A 17,370-nucleotide genomic window follows, 5' to 3' on the forward strand; every position below is an offset into this window, starting at 1 on the left:
AATCAGTGGGAAAGACAAACTCCGCGAAAGACAAACTCCGCGGAATTATTTATGTTTACGTAAAAAAGAGATGGAAGAACTTACTCTCGGCGTTGGCTCCCGGGTACAGCACGCACATTTTGGTCCCGGTGTTATTGTTGCCGTTAAATATGCCCAGTATCGTGTTACGTTTATGGATCATGGTATTAAGATGATTGATAAAACGGACCCGTTGTTTGAAGTGCTGGTGGCGGAAAATGCGACCCCGGAAGTGGAAACCACTTCAGATGTGGAAACATCGCTGCTGAAGATCCTACGCCTCTGGGGCGGTATTGCGGAAGTGGTGCCACTGGGCGACCGCTGGAAGGGCGGCAACCTCATTCTTCAGCCTGGTGATACTACCTTGAAAGCAAAGGAGTTGCCCATCGATACCTTCTTCCATAAAATAGTGATGCTGCGCGACCGCCTCCGTGTACTGGAGCAAAACATTAACAGCCACAAAGTACTCACCGACGAAGAGAAGGTGAACATGCAGCAATATATTACCCGTATCTATGGGTCGCTTACCACTTTTAATGTTTTGTTCAGGGATAAGGAACATTGGTTTACCGGCGAAAAAAGCGGCAACGATTAGTGGGCGTCTATATGATAGATCTGCTCCAGTTCCCAGCGGTAAGCCTCCGGGAGATGATTGATAAAGATATTTTTTCCATCAAACGGGAACTTCTCATCGTAGCCTTTTACGGGATATAAGATCACCGGTGTACCTGCCGGGGTATAGTTGTGACTGGCCACAAAATCCGGTTGCTGATACTCCGGCAGTATTTTTTTTACCCGCTTGTACGCCAGGTTTCCCAATACCCGCTGCATGCGCCTGGAAGCCCTTTTGGAGGGTCGGTTCAGCCGGCCGTACATATAATTCAATGCACCCCGCACCGGCCATTTCTGCTTCTTTAATGCGCCTTTGATATCGGTGAATGGATTCACGGTATTGAAGTCGTGGGTTGTTTGCAAGGAGAAGGGGGTTTCCGGCACCCAGTCGCGGGCATTCACTACACGCAATCCCCAGCCATCGCGGCAAATAAAATCGAAGTCGTATGCGTAATACAGGTTGCCTGGTTTAGGCGCTGCACTGGCGTATGTTTTAAAAACAATATCCTTCGGCAGGCCGGTAGTATATTGAAAATAAGAACGCATTAAAAAAGAAATGGCGCCTCCCTGGCTATGTCCGAAGATGATAAATTCGTGTATGCCTTGCTGGTAGTATTCGTTGATCTTCTGTTTTATTTCCGGTCCCATAGCGGCTACTGCCAGCATCCACCCGGCATGTACATATGCTTTGGGATCTTCCGCCACTTTATAGGGGACGGCCGTGCTGTCGTTTAATTGCACGGTGCCTTGTGCCGGTATCATGCCGGCATAGAAATTTTCCAGCCAGGAAGGCGCGGTGCCATTGGTGCCACGGATTACGATGATGCCAACATTGTCTTTTCTTTTCCACAGATCCCAGCGGTTTACCAATCCTGATTCGGGAGCACGGTATACCAGCTCACAATCAACAGGCGGGGTACTTTTTATTTTGGTCCACGGTGTATCCCTGGTGCGTTCCGCCAGCTTCAGCAACTCACTGTATTCAGCGGCATTGAAATTGGGTAACAGGCGCTGGGCAAAACAATTACTTCTTACGGAAAATAAAATTAGAAAAGAGAACAGCGAAATACGAAACCCCATAGAAAATAACAAATTATAAATGACCAATGACAGACGAACAGTAACAAAAGTGCTGCACTTTAAGATAAAATAAAACAATTGAAATGCTTTCATTGTTCTAAATCCGTTTAACTTTCCGACCTAAATTACTTTAAATATGGCAAAGAGAATTGAGCACGATTTCCTGGGAGAAAAAGAAATACCGCAGGATGTGTACTATGGTATTCAAACCCTTCGTGCAATAGAAAACTTTCATATTACCGGTATTCCCCTCAAAGTGGAACCCATGTTTGTACAGGCGCTGGGTTATGTGAAGAAAGGCGCTGCCATGGCCAACCGCGACCTCGGCGTACTTGATAAAAACATTGCTGAATACATCATCAAAGCATCCGACCGCGTAATTGCCGGTGAATTTAACGACCAGTTCCTCAGCGATCTGATACAAGGTGGTGCAGGTACTTCGGTAAACATGAATGCCAACGAGGTAATTGCCAATGTAGCGCTTGAAATGATGGGCAAAGAAAAAGGACAGTATGAATTCTGTCATCCCAATAATCATGTGAACTGCTCACAGTCTACCAACGACGCCTATCCTACGGCATTCCGTATTGCGCTGATCAACAAACTTACCGGCTATAAATTAACCCTGGGTGAACTGGGCGATGCTTTCCAGGCGAAAGGAGAGGAGTTTAAGAACGTGCTGAAAATGGGACGCACCCAGTTGCAGGATGCGGTGCCCATGAGTATGGGCGATGAGTTCAAAGCTTTTGCCACGAATATCAACGAGGAGTTGTCGAGGGTGGAAGACAGCAAGCGTCTCATCTCTGAAATCAATATGGGCGCCACTGCCATTGGCACCGGTGTAAATGCTCCCAAGGGATATTCAGAGCTGGTGACCAAACACCTCGCCGCTATCACCGGCCTGGACCTGGTGCTGGCCGCCGACCTCATTGAAGCCACCGTGGATACTGGCGCCTATGTACAGTTATCCGGTGTGCTGAAACGTACCGCGGTAAAGATCTCCAAAATATGTAACGACCTCCGGCTGCTTTCTTCCGGCCCACGGACAGGGCTGAACGAAATTAACCTGCCGCCCATGCAGCCGGGCTCGTCTATCATGCCGGGAAAAGTAAACCCCGTAATACCGGAAGTGGTGAACCAAACTGCTTTCTATGTAATTGGCGCCGATCTGATGGTAACAATGGCCGCAGAAGCAGGGCAGCTGCAGCTGAACGTAATGGAACCTACCATCGCTTTCGCGCTGTTCACCGCCATTACTTATATGAACAACGCCTGCAGGGCGCTGAAAGACAAATGCGTGGTGGGCATCACCGCGAATGCAGACCGCACCAGGGATATGGTCATGCAAAGCATTGGGATTGTCACCCAACTCAACCCCATCATCGGGTACGAAAAATGCTCAGCGATCGCAAGGGAAGCACTGGAAACGGGCAAGTCGGTGCACGACCTCGCCGTAAAAGAAAAGAAGTGGGTGACCCAGGAGAAGTGGGACGAAATTTTCACTTTCGATAATCTTATCAGGCCGCGGTTTATAAACGCGTAGGTTGTCTTTCTCACTGATTACGCTGATTATAATGATTTTTTTGATTTGATCACTTTGGATTTTAAATGATTTGGGGAGATATAAGCGGATATAGATTTTAAATGATTTGGGGAGATATGAGCGAATGTAACCGCTTATATCTCCCCAAATCATTTAAAATCCAAAGTGATCAAATCAAAAAAATCATTATAATCAGCGTAATCAGCGGGAAAGACAAACTCCGCACTAGAACTCCTGTTCGAGACGGCCAACGCTGCCATCTTCGCCTATACCTTCCACGACTAAACGAAAACGTTTGGTGTAGTCATTGTTGTAGAATTCTACCCTGGCGGTGTGCGTGAGGGTGTCTATTGCTACGTTCGGATTCCAGTAAAGGGTGAGGCGTTTATCCGGTAAGGCGTGTACTTCTTTTTTCACGGAGTAATCCGGTGAATAGAATTGTTTCACGATCTGGTAACCGGCTTTTTTATACAGTTTAAAGCCCCGGATGCTGGGGTCATTTTTCGGTGAATTGTCGCCGCCTTTTTTGGTGTATACCGCGATAGCGCCATTGGCGCCGCCGAAGCCACCCATAAATGGAGGACGGAATACTTTAATGAGCGCGATATCCTGGATAGAGAGGGTGCTCAGCATGCTCACATCCGACTGCATTTCATTAAGGTATAATCCCGGTGCACCGCCGCGCCAGGAAAGGGTGGGATTATTATAATCGCCTGTAATCTGCAAGCCTGCTACTTTGGATTGCAGGTACTGGAATACGTTGAGTGCAATCGGTGTTTCTTTGGTTAAGTCGAAGGAGTAACCGTCGCCACCGGAGAACATACCGGATGCATAACGTTTTTCAGTAGTTTCTTCCGGCTTCACTTTTTTCGCATTTACGTTTACTTCCTGCAGGTATACCGTTTTATTATTGATAGAGCGGTTTACTTTGTTGCCTTCTGCTGCATTGGCGAGGAATTGTTTCAGTGCGTTATTATCCACCGCCGGTGGTACGCGCAGCGGGTAAGGAATTTTAATTTGTGTAGGACGTTCAAAGAAGTGGTTATCGAATTTCACATTTACATCCACGCCTTTTTTTACGAGGTCGTTGCCCTGGTAGTAAATGTAAGCGGTATCGGGGAATACCATGTTGGCCATTTCAAACTGTCCTTTATCGTTGATGGGAGTAGAAGCAAACATGGAGGAGCTGTCTATCGGCAGGCGGATGATCATATCCAGCTTACCGGTAGGCATGGGGCGACCGTTGAGCATGGTGGCAACGCCTTTCATGAGCAAGCCCTGTTCGTAAGGGAATCTTACTTCAGGGAATTCGTTATTGACGATCTTTTCCCAGCTGAAACGTCTCCATCCGTTGGTCATCATTACCAGGTCCAGGCCTTTCAGGGTGGAGTCGGCGTCATTGCGGAAATACCACGATGGGTTGTAGATATAACCTTTGATGTCGGAGGTGAGCAGGAAAGTAGAGATGATGTTATTGGAATTTTTATCTACCGGTACCGCGTCTGCATCTGTGATAGCTACAGAGATATTTGTTTGCATGGTATCGGGTAGTCTCAGTTCAATGGCATTTTTTGTTCTTGGTTCCTTGTGGGTATCTGCATCCAGTACATCTATCTGCATCAGGTCATTTTTGCGGACGAAGGCAAGCCGTTCTGCGAGCGGCATGCCTGATTTGGCAAAAAGGGTAATTTGAATAATGCCTGACGGCAGATGATCGGCGGGGATAAATCCGCTGATGCGGCCTTCTCCTATGTCCAGGTTGGCTTTGTACACCAGTTGGCTGCCCATCTGGGCAATGATCACAAGGTCATTCACGGAGGTATCGGCTACGTTGCCGGGTACGGCCTGGTAAAAGATGCGGCTGCCTTTATTGAATACTTTCAGGGAGGCGCCGGCCGCTACTGCTGCGGGCAGGGCCACTGTTTTGGTTTGGCCTTTATTGTTTTTTACGGTTGCCTGGAAGATGTCCTGTGCATTGGCGGGGGTGATCTCGAAAGATCCCATGCCATCGTGCAGGGTTTTGATCACTGCGCTGTTGGCGCCTTTAGCGTCTTTTACAGCGCCGGAAACTTCTACCGGGTAACCATTGTTATCGATGGCTTTAAACGCTACTACGTTCGGCTGGCCTGCGATGAGGTTTCCGCCTTCGGGGAAGAACTGTACGGCAAAGTCGGGTGTGGTGGCGCTATCTGCTTCCGGTGATGTTTTCTTTGAAGGATCAAAGATTTCTATGGTCCGGGTATAACTGAATGCAGGATCGAAGTTGAGCATCCAGGCGGTATAAGCCCTTAGCTGGTATACGCCTGCTTTTTGTGTTTCGGGCAGGTCGAAGTTACCGGGTGCGCCGGCGTTGCCAACGGCGAACAGTTTCTTCTGCACGATGTTATTGTTTTTATCCAGCAGCTCCACATACAGATTGGTGGCGGTGGTGGCGGGCATGCCCTGCAGGGTGAGATAGGCTTTGAACCAGATGGTTTCACCGGCTGCGTAGTAGTCCTTATCAAGATGCAGATATACTTTTTCGGCCGGGTAACGGCTGCCGAAGGTTTGTAATGCCTTTATAATGCGGTCGGACCAGTCAGTTGGGCGCGTTTGTATAGCCAGTGCACTCATTACGCCGCTTAACATTACGGCTGGTATTATCCATTTCAGATGTTGTCGCTTTTTCTTCAGGTTCGATTGCATGCAATATAGTTTGAGCGGGTATAATATATGTCAAAAATATAAACTTTGGAAGATTAATCAGTAAGATTACGGCAGGTTTGTTATTATTGCGTGTTCAACCTACGGTTTTAACAAGATTTTAATGAGTTCAGGAAAGAAACGTTTAGTGATAGCTGGTGGCGGTGCTGCCGGTTTTTTTTGTGCGGTGAATGCGGCCCGCCTATGTCCGCAGCTGGAAGTGGTGTTGCTGGAAAAAACAGGCAAGCTGTTGTCGAAGGTAAAAGTGAGTGGCGGCGGGCGGTGTAATGTTACCCACAATGCCCCTGATATTACGTATATGGCTAAACGCTATCCCCGTGGCCAGAACTTTGTAAAAAAGTCGTTTTCCCGGTTCTTTGTTCCCGATACCATCTCCTGGTTTGGGGAAAGAGGCGTACAGCTGAAGGCGGAAGATGATGGCAGGATGTTCCCGGTAACAGATAACTCCCAAACGATCATCGACTGCCTCCTCCGCGAGGCCGACAAATACCACCTTAACATCCGTACCAATACAGAAGTTACCTCTTTTAAAAAAGGCAGCAACGGGCGCTGGCAGCTGGAACTGCAGCAAGGTCCTGCGCTCACCGCCGATTATTTATGCATCGCTGCGGGGGGCTATGCGCAGGCAGGTAAGTTTGCCTGGCTGGAACAAACAGGTCACAGCATTGTGCCACCGGCGCCGTCCCTGTTTACCTTTAACATGCCCGGTAATCCTATCACCGGCCTGATGGGAGTAGCTACCCATGCACAGGTGAAAGTGGCCGGTACCAAACTGCTGGAGCAGGGTCCCTTGCTGATCACTCATTGGGGAATGAGCGGCCCGGCCATATTGCGGTTGTCGGCCTGGGGCGCCCGGGAACTGCAGCAGCTGCAATATACTTTTACCGCCATCGTTAACTGGATTCCGGATTACAACGAAAATACCCTGCGGGAACACTGGCAGGACCTGCGTTTTGAATCAGGGAAGCAAAAAATATATAATAAAAATCCTTTTGGTTTACCACAGCGTTTATGGCAGTTCCTGCTGCAACAGACAGGAATTACTGAAGAGATGAGATGGGCGGACATCCCCGCGAAAGACCAGAACCGTTTAATGAAGTTGCTGGTAGGCATGGAGTTTCCGGTGAAAGGTAAAACCACTTTTAAAGAAGAATTTGTTACCTGCGGCGGTATTACACTCAGTGAAATAGAGCCGGCTACCATGGAAAGCCGGCTGGTACCTAACCTGTTCTTCGCCGGCGAAGTAATGGACGTGGATGGCATCACCGGCGGCTTCAACTTCCAACATGCCTGGACGAGCGGCTTTGTTGCCGCTACCGCCATAGCGCAGCGCGAAGGTTGTCTTTCTCACTGATTACGCTGATTATACTGATTACCGTGATTTTATTTTTGGATTTTATAAAGGATTTTAAATGATTTTATTTTTGGGGAGATATAAGCGGATATATTCGCTTATGTCTCCCCAAATCATTTAAAATCCAAAGTGATCAAATTCCTAAATCAGTATAATCAACGTAATCAGCGAGAAAGACAAAATTCGCGCGCGATTATAATTTGAGGTAATGCACCCCCGGTTCGTACTCTTTTTCCAGCGCCAGCAGCAGGTGGTCGAAGTCTTCCGGCTGCCGCAGGAAATCTACTTTGGTGGTGTCTACCACGAGTGTGCGTACGGGGTGCTGCTTGATGTATTGCATGTACATATCGTGTACATTCAGCAGGTATTCGTCGGGTATTTGCTGCTCGTAGGAGCGGTTGCGGTGACGGATATTTTCCTGCAGTTTGGTAACCGGTGCGTTCAGGAAAATAAGCAGTTCGGGCTGTACCAGCTGGGGATTGATGATGTCAAAAAGTTTCTGGTAAAGGGAGTATTCTTCTTCCGGTAAATTGATCTTGGCAAACAGCAGGCTTTTGATGAAGAGGTAATCAGAAATGATCACATCGCTGAAAAGGTCCTGCGACTGCAACATTTCCTTGAGTTGTTTATACCGTTCCGCCATAAAGAATAACTCCAGCGGGAAGGCGTATTGTTGCGGGCGTTCATAAAAAAGTGGGAGAAAAGGATTGTCTGCAAACTCTTCCAATATCAGTTTTGCAGAGAAATGGGTAGCGAGCATGTTGGCCAGCGTAGTTTTGCCGGCGCCAATATTTCCTTCTACCGTAATAAATCTATAGTGCATGAAAACGGGTTTAAAATTAATCCTGGTAACGGTTTGCAGCTAATGTATCCGGACAGCTGGCTGCCAGCTCCCGCACGGTTTTATGCAACACAGGGTGCATATAATCCGGGATGATTTCCATCAAAGGCGCCAGCACAAACCGCCGGAGATGCATCCGCGGATGCGGTACCTTCAGATCCGGCAGCGAATGAATGCTGTCGTTGTAAAAGATCAGGTCGATATCAATAACCCTCGACCCCCATTTCTCCTGGCGGATACGGCCGATCTTTCTTTCTATTTCTAACAGTGTATGCAATAACGTTAGTGCATCCAATGATGTGCGGATCTCCACTCCCTGGTTCAGGTAGTCGGGTTGATCCACGGCTCCCCAGGGAGCTGTTTGGTATAAGGCCGAGGTTTGTACCACCTCTCCGGCTGTTTCAGCAATCAATTGTACCGCCTTTTGCAGGTTCCCGGTACGATCACCTAAATTGCCACCTATAAGTAATATTGCTGTATTCATGTATATTTCAGGACTCAAAAGTAGCCATATTCCTTATTTTTGAAAAAATGTATCTTTCCATCTCAGTTTCATCTTAACAAAAAAGTATGCGTTTCTTCAAAGTTTTCCTGGCCGCATTCCTTGCATTCGTAGCATTCACGGCAATATGCTTCTTTATATTGCTGATCATGATAGGAAGGGCCGTTACCCCTGAAAAGGTAACAATTTCCCCCAATGGCGTACTGGTACTCGAAACAGGGCAGTCGTACAACGAACAGAATATAATTAACCCACTCGGCAGACTGATGAACGACGACGCCGCAGTTACCCCCGGATTGTATCAGACCGTAAGACTGATAGAACACGCTGCTGACGATGACAACATCAAAGGCATTTACCTGAAAGTAAACGGTAACCCTAATGGCTTTGCCAGCACAGAGGAATTCCGCAATGCGCTCCTCCGTTTCCGGAAGTCAAAGAAATTTGTGTACGCCTACGGAGAGGTAATGGACCAGAACGCCTACTACCTGGCCAGTGCTGCCGATAAAGTATACCTGAACCCTAAAGGTGGAGTTGATTTTACCGGCTTTGCCAGCCAGGTGATGTTCCTGAAAGGAACCCTGGATAGACTGGAAATCAAACCGGAAATTTTTTACTGCGGTAAATTTAAAAGCGCTACCGAGCCGCTGCGCGAAACACAGATGACAGATGCCAATCGCATACAAACCACCCAGTTCCTGGGAGAACTGTATGGCACCTTCCTGAAAGGAATAGGCTCTGCGCGCAACATCGACACGGCCACTTTACATGGCTATGCCAATGAAAACCTCATCCAGCAACCCGCAGATGCGCTGAAGTATAAGCTGGTAGATGGTTTGAAGTATGACGATGAAGTAGTAGCGGAACTGAAAAGCAAAACGGGCGTTAAACAGGGCGACGAGGTAAACCTGGTGACGCTAAAAAAATATAACAGTGGCACCGACCTTTCTTCCGGTGGCGGAGATGGACAGTTGGCGCTGATCTACGCAGAGGGCGATATCATAGGCGGGGAATCAGACCGCGATAAAACCATTGCAAGCGACGACTATATCCGTGAAATCCGCAAAGCCCGCGAAGATAAAGATGTAAAGGCAATCGTGTTCCGGGTGAACTCCGGTGGCGGCAGCGCGCTGGCATCTGAAGTAATCTGGCGCGAACTGTCGCTGGCAAAGAAAGTGAAACCGGTGGTGGTATCCATGGGCGACTATGCAGCATCCGGCGGGTACTATATTTCCTGCATGGCTGACAGCATTTTTGCAGAACCCAATACTTTAACCGGTTCTATCGGCGTATTCGGCGTGATGTTTAATATGCAGGACTTCTTCAAAAATAAAGTGGGCGTTACCTTCGATGGCGTTAAAACCGCACCTTATGCGGATCTTGGTTCCGTTGGCCGCCCGCTCACCGAAGCGGAGAGACGCTTTATACAGAACGGCGTTGACAGCACCTACGCCTCTTTCAAATCACGCGTGGTGGCCGGCAGGAAGCTGAACCCCGCTATCGTGGACAGCATCGCCCAGGGGCATGTATGGAGTGGTTTACAGGCAAAGGAACTCGGACTGGTAGACCGCATCGGTGGTATCAACGAAGCACTGGCCTGTGCCGCGCGGCTGGCCAAACTGCCGGACTACCGCCTGAGAGAGTTCCCGGAAGAGAAAAACCCGTTGAACAAATTCTTCAAAACCTTCGCCGGCAACGTGCGCATGCAGCTGGTGAAGCAGGAACTCGGCGCCAACTACGACATTTACCAGCAGGTGAAGGACGTACAACAGTTGCATGGCGATGTTCAGGCGAGAATGCCGTTTAAGTACAGTTTCTAGCGAATTTTGTCTTGGCTCAGGATTACGCTGATTTTGCTGATTAGCTGGATTTTTACTTTTGGATTTTATAAAGGATTAAGGGAGATAGAAGCGGATATATTCGTTTTTATCTCCCTTAGTTATATTAATCATTAAGAAAATCTAAAAAAATCCAAAGTAAAAATCCAGCTAATCAGCAAAATCAGCGTAATCAGCGAGAAAGACAAAATCCCCGCCCCTGCATTTTTTACTAAAAGCTGGAAAAACGTCGTAGTTTTACCGCCGGTTTTTAAATAGCAGAATCAGATGAATGGAGCGAAGTACAGTCAGTTGAGGGCCATGCTGGCCATTACAAAAGGAAGTTTAAGAGGTATTTTCCGTAGTCCTTCCGCCGTAGTGTTCAGTTTGGGGTTCCCGCTGGTATTTATCCTGGTGTTTGGGTTTATTGGTAAAAGTACTGTTTCCGTTAAAGTGGGGGTGGACCGCCGGACTGATATTACCAGCAGGTATTACCAGGAATTGTCGCATGCCGGGACGCTGAAACTGGTTACCGATCAGCCTGAAGCGGAAATGGAGGATGATCTGAAGAAAGGCCGTTTGGTGGCTATTCTGAACATTGTGCCCAAAGCGGGAGTTAACCATGTAACTGCTTACGATATTAATATCCGGACCTCTACGGCTTCCGATGCCGCGAAGAAAGTAACCCTGTTATCGGTGCTGAAAAGCATCGCCGGCAAACTGGATGATGAAACCTATAAACGCCCTACGGTAGCCACTTTTACACAAACAGAGGTGCCGGGTCGTGAATTTAAGACCATCGACTTTATTTTACCGGGACAGCTGGGCTTTGCCCTGATGAGTGCCGCCGTTTTTGGTACGGCCTTCCTGTTTTATAATATGCGTCAAACGCTGGTACTCAAGCGTTTTTTCGCCACGCCCATCAAACGCACCTATATTGTACTGGCAGAAGCGCTGAGCCGGATGATCTTCCAGCTCATCAGCTCTGTGGTGATCATTGCGCTTGGGCATTTCGCCTTTGGCTTTACGCTGGTACATGGTTTTGCCACCTTCCTGGAAATGCTGGTATTGTCGGTATTCGGGCTACTGGTATTCATGGGTTTTGGTTTTGTGGTGAGCAGCCTGGCAAAAAACGAGAGCACTATTCCGCCCCTGGCCAATATCGTTACCCTGCCACAGTTCCTGCTGGCGGGTACCTTTTTCCCGATAGATTCCTTTCCTGGCTGGCTGCAGCCAATCTGTAAGATCATGCCGCTTACCTACCTGATAGACGCCCTGAGAAAAGTGGCCTTTGAAGGGCTGCATCTCTGGCATGTGGGCTGGGATATCGCCATTCTTACCTTATGGGGTGTTGTCGTATATGCGGTAGCCGTGAAAGTATTCAAGTGGGAATAAGGCGATTTCGTTAGCTTTGTGGGACCTAAATCCAGTCACATGCAAGCCTTTTTCATTATCCTGGGTGCGTTCATTGTCCTTGTGCTGGGGCTTTTCATTTTCAGTTTATTCCTCTCATCTGCCATTAAGGTGGAGCGTTCGCTGGTAATACCGGCTGCGCCGGGAGTTATTTTCCCGCTGATGAACGTAGTGCGTAACTGGGAGCTATGGTCGCCCTGGAAAGAACAGGATCCCAACGTTAAAATTACTTACGGGGAAAAGGAAAGTGGCGTGGGCGCCGGTTACAGCTGGGAAAGCCGCAACCGGAACGTGGGCAAAGGGCATATGACGATCACGGAGTCCAAACCTGATCAGCAGGTGGCCACCCACATCGATTTTATGGGCATGGGCGCTACTAAAGGCTATTTCCGGCTGGACCCGGTAAATGGCGGCACCCTGGTTACCTGGGGAATGGTGTGCGATATGGGGCAACATCCTATCCGGAAAGTAATGGGGCTGATGATGGACAAATGGGTAGGAAAGGATTTTGAGAAAGGACTGGAGAACATGAAACGGCTCCTTAAAGGATAATATATTTTTTCTATGCGGTTTATTAAGTTGTTACTGATCAGTGTGATCATTTTAGGCGTGGTGATTTTCGGGTTGTCGCTGGCATTTCCTTCTACGGCGGTGGTGGAGCGTACCGGTGTTATCCGGGCGCCTATTGATACTGTTTATGCACATATCAGTAACCTGAAAGCCTGGGATGCCTGGAATCCCTGGACCCGCCCCGATACTACTGCTACGCTGGTATACTCCGATCCGCCTTCCGGACCCGGCGCCTGGTACAGCTGGGACGGCCAGCTCAACAGCGGTAAGCTAACGGTGCTGGACAGTGATCCGGCCAAAGGAATGCATTACCTGCTGGATATTAAAAGTGTGCGTCCTGTACAAGGAGGCATAGAACTGAAGCCTACGGCAGATGGCAAAGCCACTGCGATCTTCTGGCATATGGAAATTAAGCTGGGCATGCTGCCATGGTGGAAGCTGAGGGGATTTGTGGCCGACAGGGTATACGGCCCCGCTATGAACGACGGGTTGACAAAGTTGAGCCGGATCTGTGAAGGAAAATAGTATGGAGTTATTTTACCATTGATCCAATAGTTTTGTTTACGATGGTTTTTATGATTTAAATTGTTATCGTATCTCAACAACTTCTTACAGAAAAAACTAAAAAAAATGAAACATTTCTTTTTGGCAACCTTATTTCTGGCCTTTACCAGCCTCGTTTTTGCTCAGGAGAAGGCACGTAAAAGCCCCCACGTTACAGTAGAAGCCAACGGTATTAAAGTAGTGTACGGCCAGCCTTCCAAGAAAGGCCGCGAAATTTTTGGCAAACTGGAACCATTTGGTAAAGTATGGCGTACAGGCGCTGATGAAGCCACCCAGATCACTTTCAGCAAAGACGTGTCTTTTGGCGGCAAACCTGTAAAAGCAGGTACTTACACTTTATTCTCTATTCCTGATCCTAAAACCTGGACCGTTATCCTGAATGGTAAACTGGGCCAATGGGGTGCTTATGATTACGACAAGAATAAAGGTGAAGACGTAGTATCCGTGAAAGTACCACGCGAAAAACTGTCTACACCAGCAGAAAAACTCACGTTCACTTTACCCGGTAACGCCGTGGTATTTGAGTGGGATGACACTAAAGTATCCGTACCGGTTAAATAACACGACCGGGAAAAATATCAGGGGCACAGACACCGCGTCTGTGCCCTTTTTTTATGATAAGGTGGCTACCAGTTCCCGGATACTGCCATACACTTCATCCAGCTGTTCGTTGGTGATGCAGTAAGGCGGCAGTATATAAAGAGTATTCCCCAGCGGGCGCAGCATCACTCTTTTTGCCCGGAAGAAGCGGTGCAGTTCATCGGCCAACGCATTCGTGTAACCATCGGCGTTAGCGGTTACTATTTCAAACGCCAGGATAGTGCCCAGCAATCTTGGATTTTTTATGACCGTGTAAGTAAACAATTCTTTCAGAAAGACGGTATGCTTTTCGTGTATGCGTTCCCGGCTAGCCGCGCAGGCTGGGTCGGTGAAGAGGTCGAGACTGGCCAGTGCAGCTGTACAGGCCAGCGGGTTGGCCGTGAAAGAATGCCCGTGGAATAATGTTTTTAGCTTATCATTGGAAAGAAAGGCTTCATACACCGCCGCAGTGCTGGTAGTTACACCGAGCGCCATGGTGCCGCCGGTGAGTCCTTTAGAAAGACAAACAATATCCGGTGGTGTTTGGAGGTATTCCATAGCAAAATTTTTCCCGGTTCTGCCGAAGCCGGTCATCACTTCATCTGCAATCAGCAGGATATTTTGGGAGGAGCAAAACTGCAGGAGCTGTTCAAAGGCGGCAGCGTCATACATCACCATGCCACCGGAGCCCTGGAGCAGCGGTTCAAACACAAAGGCAGCAATATCTTCCGGTTGCAGTGCAATAATGTTGTTTATAATTTGGGAGATGTTTTCCGCAGTGGGCACTTCTATGAACTGAACATCAAACAGGCGGTCATCAAAAACGCGGGTGAACACACTTCTGCCGCTCACGCTCATGGCGCCGAAGGTATCGCCGTGATAGGCGTTGTGGAAGGCCAGTATTTTATGTTTCGGCGTGCCTTTGTTATCCCAGTACTGGATGGCCATTTTCAGGGCTACTTCTATGGCCGTAGAGCCATTGTCGGAATAAAAAACGCGACGTTGGTTGGCGGGAAGAAGCGGTAATAACCGTTCCGCAAGATGAACGGCCGGGGGATGGGTGTACCCGGCGAAAATACAGTGTTCCAGTTGCAGCGCCTGTGCTGCCAGTTGCTGCGCAATGTGCGGGTGTGCGTGACCGTGAATATTCACCCACCAGCTGGAGGTAGCGTCTATATAGCTGTTATTATTTTCGTCGAAAAGTAAAGCGCCTTCGCCGCGTACAATGCCTATGGGCGCAGGTGCAGTTTGCATTTGGGTGTAAGGATGCCAGATCACGTCCAGATCACGGGCCGACAAAGAAGATGTTTGCATAATTGCTGGCTGTTGGTGCAGGCGCGAAGGTACTATAAAAGCGGGTTATGTTTTCCTGTGCCGTTCCAGTATCTCCAGCAGATCCGCTGCTGCATAGGGTTTGGGCAGCATATGTTTTACCTGCAGGCGGGCCAGCCGTTCGGTTACTTCCGGCATTATGTCTGCCGTTAACACAATGATAAAAGCATCCGGCTGCAGTTGCCGGATGTGCGGAATGGTTTCATAACCATTCATCTCCGGCATATGCAGGTCAAGGATAATACCATCGAAAGATTGTTCCTGTATTTTCTGTAGTGCCAGTCTGCCATTGCTGGCTGTTTCAATCTGCGCACCGGAGTTTTTCAGCTGTAATTGCAGGATGCGGATATTAATGGCATTGTCTTCTACTACCAGCAGCTTCATATTTTCCAGATGGCCTTCCTGTTGTTTATTTTTCTGGGGCACAGGACCGGGTGCAGTTTCAGGTATTGTAAAACTGATATCAAAACGGAAGGTAGTGCCTTCATTTTTTTTGCTTTCCAGTATGATGCTGCTGTTGTGGAGCGCCACCAGTTTTTGGGTGATGGCGAGTCCAAGCCCTGTACCGCCGTGATGGCGGTTGGTAGCCGAATCTTCCTGTACAAAAGTATCAAATACTTTTGCCTGCATTTCCGGAACAATGCCCACACCGGTATCCTTTACGGCAAAGGAAAGCGTACAGTCGCCGGCGGAAGTGTTTGCCCGGCGTACTTCCAGGGTAACCGATCCTGCACTGGTAAATTTGATGGCGTTGTGCAACAGGTTATTGAGTACCTGGGATAATCTTACGGGATCTCCTTTCAGTGTTCCCGGTAAATGATCAAACCGGGAAATGAGTTCAATACCCTTGCTGGTAGCCAGTGGCTGGCAGTTACGTACGATACCCGTTAGCAGTGCCTCCGGATCAAATGGAATATTTTCCAGTTCAATTTTTCCAGCCTCCATTTTGCTGAAGTCGAGGATATCATTGATCAGTCCGAGCAAATGATGGGCGGAGAACTCCAGGTTATGCATCAGTTCCGCCTGTTCGGGTGCGGGATTTTCCCCCAGGATACCGGCGATGCCGATGATGGCATTGAGGGGCGTACGGATTTCGTGGCTCATTACAGACAGGAAATCACTTCTCGACTGGGCGGCTTTCTGTGCATTATCCCGGGCAGCAGTAAGCGCCAGTTCTGTATCTTTCTTATCAGTAATATCCATGATAATGCCCCTGAAATGCGTGAGCTGGCCCTGGCTGTTAAATACCGCCCTGCCGATGGTGCGCATCCAGGTATGTTTACCTTTAGCGGAAATGTGCCGTAATTCCAGGTCGAACGGGGTTTTATGGGTAATCAGTGCTTCCCTGGCAGCAACGAAAACAGGCTGGTCATCCGGGTGATAAAATGCAACGGACGAATGAAAAGTAAGCGGGAAGTCGTGCGGCACCTCCCTCAATTCATACACTTCGCGTGTCCAGTAGGTTTCGCCGGTGGCTACATTGAATTCCCATCCCCCCATTTTGCCCATCTGCTGGCAGATGCCCAGCAGCTGGTTACTGCGGCGTAGTTCAGACTGTGCCTGGAGGTAGCTGTTGTTCTTTTTTTCTATTTCAGAGATATTACGGATCATCAGCAGGATGCGCCGGGGTGCGGGCAACTTATCTTTAATCAGCCGTACCTTCAGCTGGTACCAGTTTTGAGGACCCTGCCTGATATCAGGATACACGTATTCCTGGTTTTCTCCGGTTTCCAGCAGTTTGTCGACCAGCCGGTTAAAAGTGCCGGCATGCTCGCCAAGGGCTTCTGAGATGGTTTTGCCGATCACCTCTTCCCGGGGCCGGAATAACAGGTTGTCGTTGCTGCACCATACCCCGGTAAAGACCTTCTGCTCGTTCATCTCAAATAAAATATCATCCAGGGTAAGCATCAGCGAATCCCACTCGTATTTTAACCGGGTAAAAGCGGATTGCAGCTGCCTGGTTTCCTTTTCCCTGGTACCGTGAAAATGCAGATGCCCCAATATTTGCAGTAGTGGGTGGAGGAAAGTTACTGCATCTGCCGAATAGCCGTCCATGCAGCCTGCGAGCCCTATTACGGCCAGCACCTGCTGCTGGTATGTTACCGGCAGCCCGATAAATGCAGTGGTAGCATCCCCTGCCGGCAGGATCAGCGGTTGCCCGTTGCCAGCCACTTCCTGCAGGGCAGGCGTGAAGTTCCAGCCGTGTTCCGGCGCATGATTGATGATAGTAATGGTATGCAGTTGGGAAGGTGCATCGCTTTTCTTCAATTCCCCTACAAAACCGTAAGAGCTGCCTGTCAGGTCCATTAGTTGTCCTAACAGTTGCTGGACGGCATTAACCGGGTGTTCCTGCAAACTGTAGTCTGCGGGAATACTGCCAATGATATCCAGTAATTTTTGTTGACGCAGCGCTGCAGTAGCCAGCATGAGCGATGTTGGTTT

General features: G+C 48.7%; 14 protein-coding genes. 8 read left to right on the plus strand and 6 right to left on the minus strand.

Annotated elements, in window-relative coordinates:
* Nucleotides 1-70 precede the first annotated feature (70 nt).
* Entirely contained in the window at nucleotides 71-613 is a 543-nt protein-coding gene (locus QFZ51_RS12170; RefSeq protein WP_370912651.1) for a hypothetical protein, read from the plus strand.
* Here QFZ51_RS12170 and QFZ51_RS12175 read toward each other — a convergent pair.
* Nucleotides 610-1,710, minus strand: a complete 1,101-nt coding sequence (locus QFZ51_RS12175; RefSeq protein ID WP_429046135.1) for a lipase family protein — start codon at nucleotides 1,708-1,710, stop codon at nucleotides 610-612. The genes QFZ51_RS12170 and QFZ51_RS12175 overlap by 4 nt on opposite strands.
* A gap of 136 nt (nucleotides 1,711-1,846) precedes the next feature.
* Between QFZ51_RS12175 and aspA the strand changes: the two genes are divergently transcribed.
* Nucleotides 1,847-3,253, plus strand: a complete 1,407-nt coding sequence (gene aspA / locus QFZ51_RS12180) for an aspartate ammonia-lyase (RefSeq protein ID WP_370912649.1) — start codon at nucleotides 1,847-1,849, stop codon at nucleotides 3,251-3,253.
* A gap of 225 nt (nucleotides 3,254-3,478) precedes the next feature.
* Here aspA and QFZ51_RS12185 read toward each other — a convergent pair whose 3' ends face one another.
* Nucleotides 3,479-5,938 carry an MG2 domain-containing protein gene (locus QFZ51_RS12185; RefSeq protein WP_429046137.1) on the minus strand — a complete coding sequence of 820 codons (2,460 nt, stop codon included), beginning with the start codon at nucleotides 5,936-5,938 and terminating at the stop codon, nucleotides 3,479-3,481.
* Between the two features lie 121 nt (nucleotides 5,939-6,059).
* On the opposite strand from QFZ51_RS12185, the gene QFZ51_RS12190 reads away from it, so the two are divergent.
* Nucleotides 6,060-7,310 carry an NAD(P)/FAD-dependent oxidoreductase gene (locus QFZ51_RS12190; RefSeq protein WP_429046139.1) on the plus strand — a complete coding sequence of 417 codons (1,251 nt, stop codon included), beginning with the start codon at nucleotides 6,060-6,062 and terminating at the stop codon, nucleotides 7,308-7,310.
* Between the two features lie 193 nt (nucleotides 7,311-7,503).
* On the opposite strand, the gene QFZ51_RS12195 is transcribed toward QFZ51_RS12190, so the two are convergent.
* Nucleotides 7,504-8,133, minus strand: a complete 630-nt coding sequence (locus QFZ51_RS12195; protein WP_370911558.1) for a deoxynucleoside kinase — start codon at nucleotides 8,131-8,133, stop codon at nucleotides 7,504-7,506.
* Nucleotides 8,134-8,149: 16 nt separating this feature from the next.
* On the minus strand, nucleotides 8,150-8,635 hold the full coding sequence (gene folK / locus QFZ51_RS12200) for a 2-amino-4-hydroxy-6-hydroxymethyldihydropteridine diphosphokinase (RefSeq protein WP_429046141.1): 486 nt from the start codon (nucleotides 8,633-8,635) through the stop codon (nucleotides 8,150-8,152).
* Between the two features lie 86 nt (nucleotides 8,636-8,721).
* On the opposite strand from folK, the gene sppA reads away from it, so the two are divergent.
* The 5 genes from sppA to QFZ51_RS12225 all read left to right on the plus strand — a co-directional run bounded on the left by sppA (nucleotide 8,722) and on the right by QFZ51_RS12225 (nucleotide 13,578).
* Nucleotides 8,722-10,473, plus strand: coding sequence for a signal peptide peptidase SppA (gene sppA / locus QFZ51_RS12205; RefSeq protein ID WP_429046143.1), 1,752 nt, complete (start codon nucleotides 8,722-8,724; stop codon nucleotides 10,471-10,473).
* Between the two features lie 285 nt (nucleotides 10,474-10,758).
* On the plus strand, nucleotides 10,759-11,865 hold the full coding sequence (locus QFZ51_RS12210; RefSeq protein ID WP_429046144.1) for an ABC transporter permease: 1,107 nt from the start codon (nucleotides 10,759-10,761) through the stop codon (nucleotides 11,863-11,865).
* Between the two features lie 39 nt (nucleotides 11,866-11,904).
* Complete coding sequence (locus tag QFZ51_RS12215; protein WP_429046146.1) at nucleotides 11,905-12,435, plus strand: SRPBCC family protein; 531 nt, start codon at nucleotides 11,905-11,907, stop codon at nucleotides 12,433-12,435.
* A gap of 12 nt (nucleotides 12,436-12,447) precedes the next feature.
* Entirely contained in the window at nucleotides 12,448-12,978 is a 531-nt protein-coding gene (locus QFZ51_RS12220) for an SRPBCC family protein (protein ID WP_429046148.1), read from the plus strand.
* Nucleotides 12,979-13,083: 105 nt separating this feature from the next.
* Complete coding sequence (locus QFZ51_RS12225; RefSeq protein ID WP_429046149.1) at nucleotides 13,084-13,578, plus strand: DUF2911 domain-containing protein; 495 nt, start codon at nucleotides 13,084-13,086, stop codon at nucleotides 13,576-13,578.
* Between the two features lie 51 nt (nucleotides 13,579-13,629).
* Here the strand turns inward: QFZ51_RS12225 and bioA are convergent, their stop codons facing one another.
* Both bioA and QFZ51_RS12235 read right to left on the minus strand, forming a co-directional pair.
* Complete coding sequence (gene bioA, locus QFZ51_RS12230) at nucleotides 13,630-14,910, minus strand: adenosylmethionine--8-amino-7-oxononanoate transaminase (protein WP_429046151.1); 1,281 nt, start codon at nucleotides 14,908-14,910, stop codon at nucleotides 13,630-13,632.
* A gap of 45 nt (nucleotides 14,911-14,955) precedes the next feature.
* Complete coding sequence (locus QFZ51_RS12235) at nucleotides 14,956-17,355, minus strand: ATP-binding protein (RefSeq protein WP_429046153.1); 2,400 nt, start codon at nucleotides 17,353-17,355, stop codon at nucleotides 14,956-14,958.
* Nucleotides 17,356-17,370: the final 15 nt, after the last annotated feature.

It is taken from the genome of Chitinophaga sp. W3I9, from assembly GCF_050434025.1.
In the GTDB taxonomy this organism is placed as follows: domain Bacteria; phylum Bacteroidota; class Bacteroidia; order Chitinophagales; family Chitinophagaceae; genus Chitinophaga.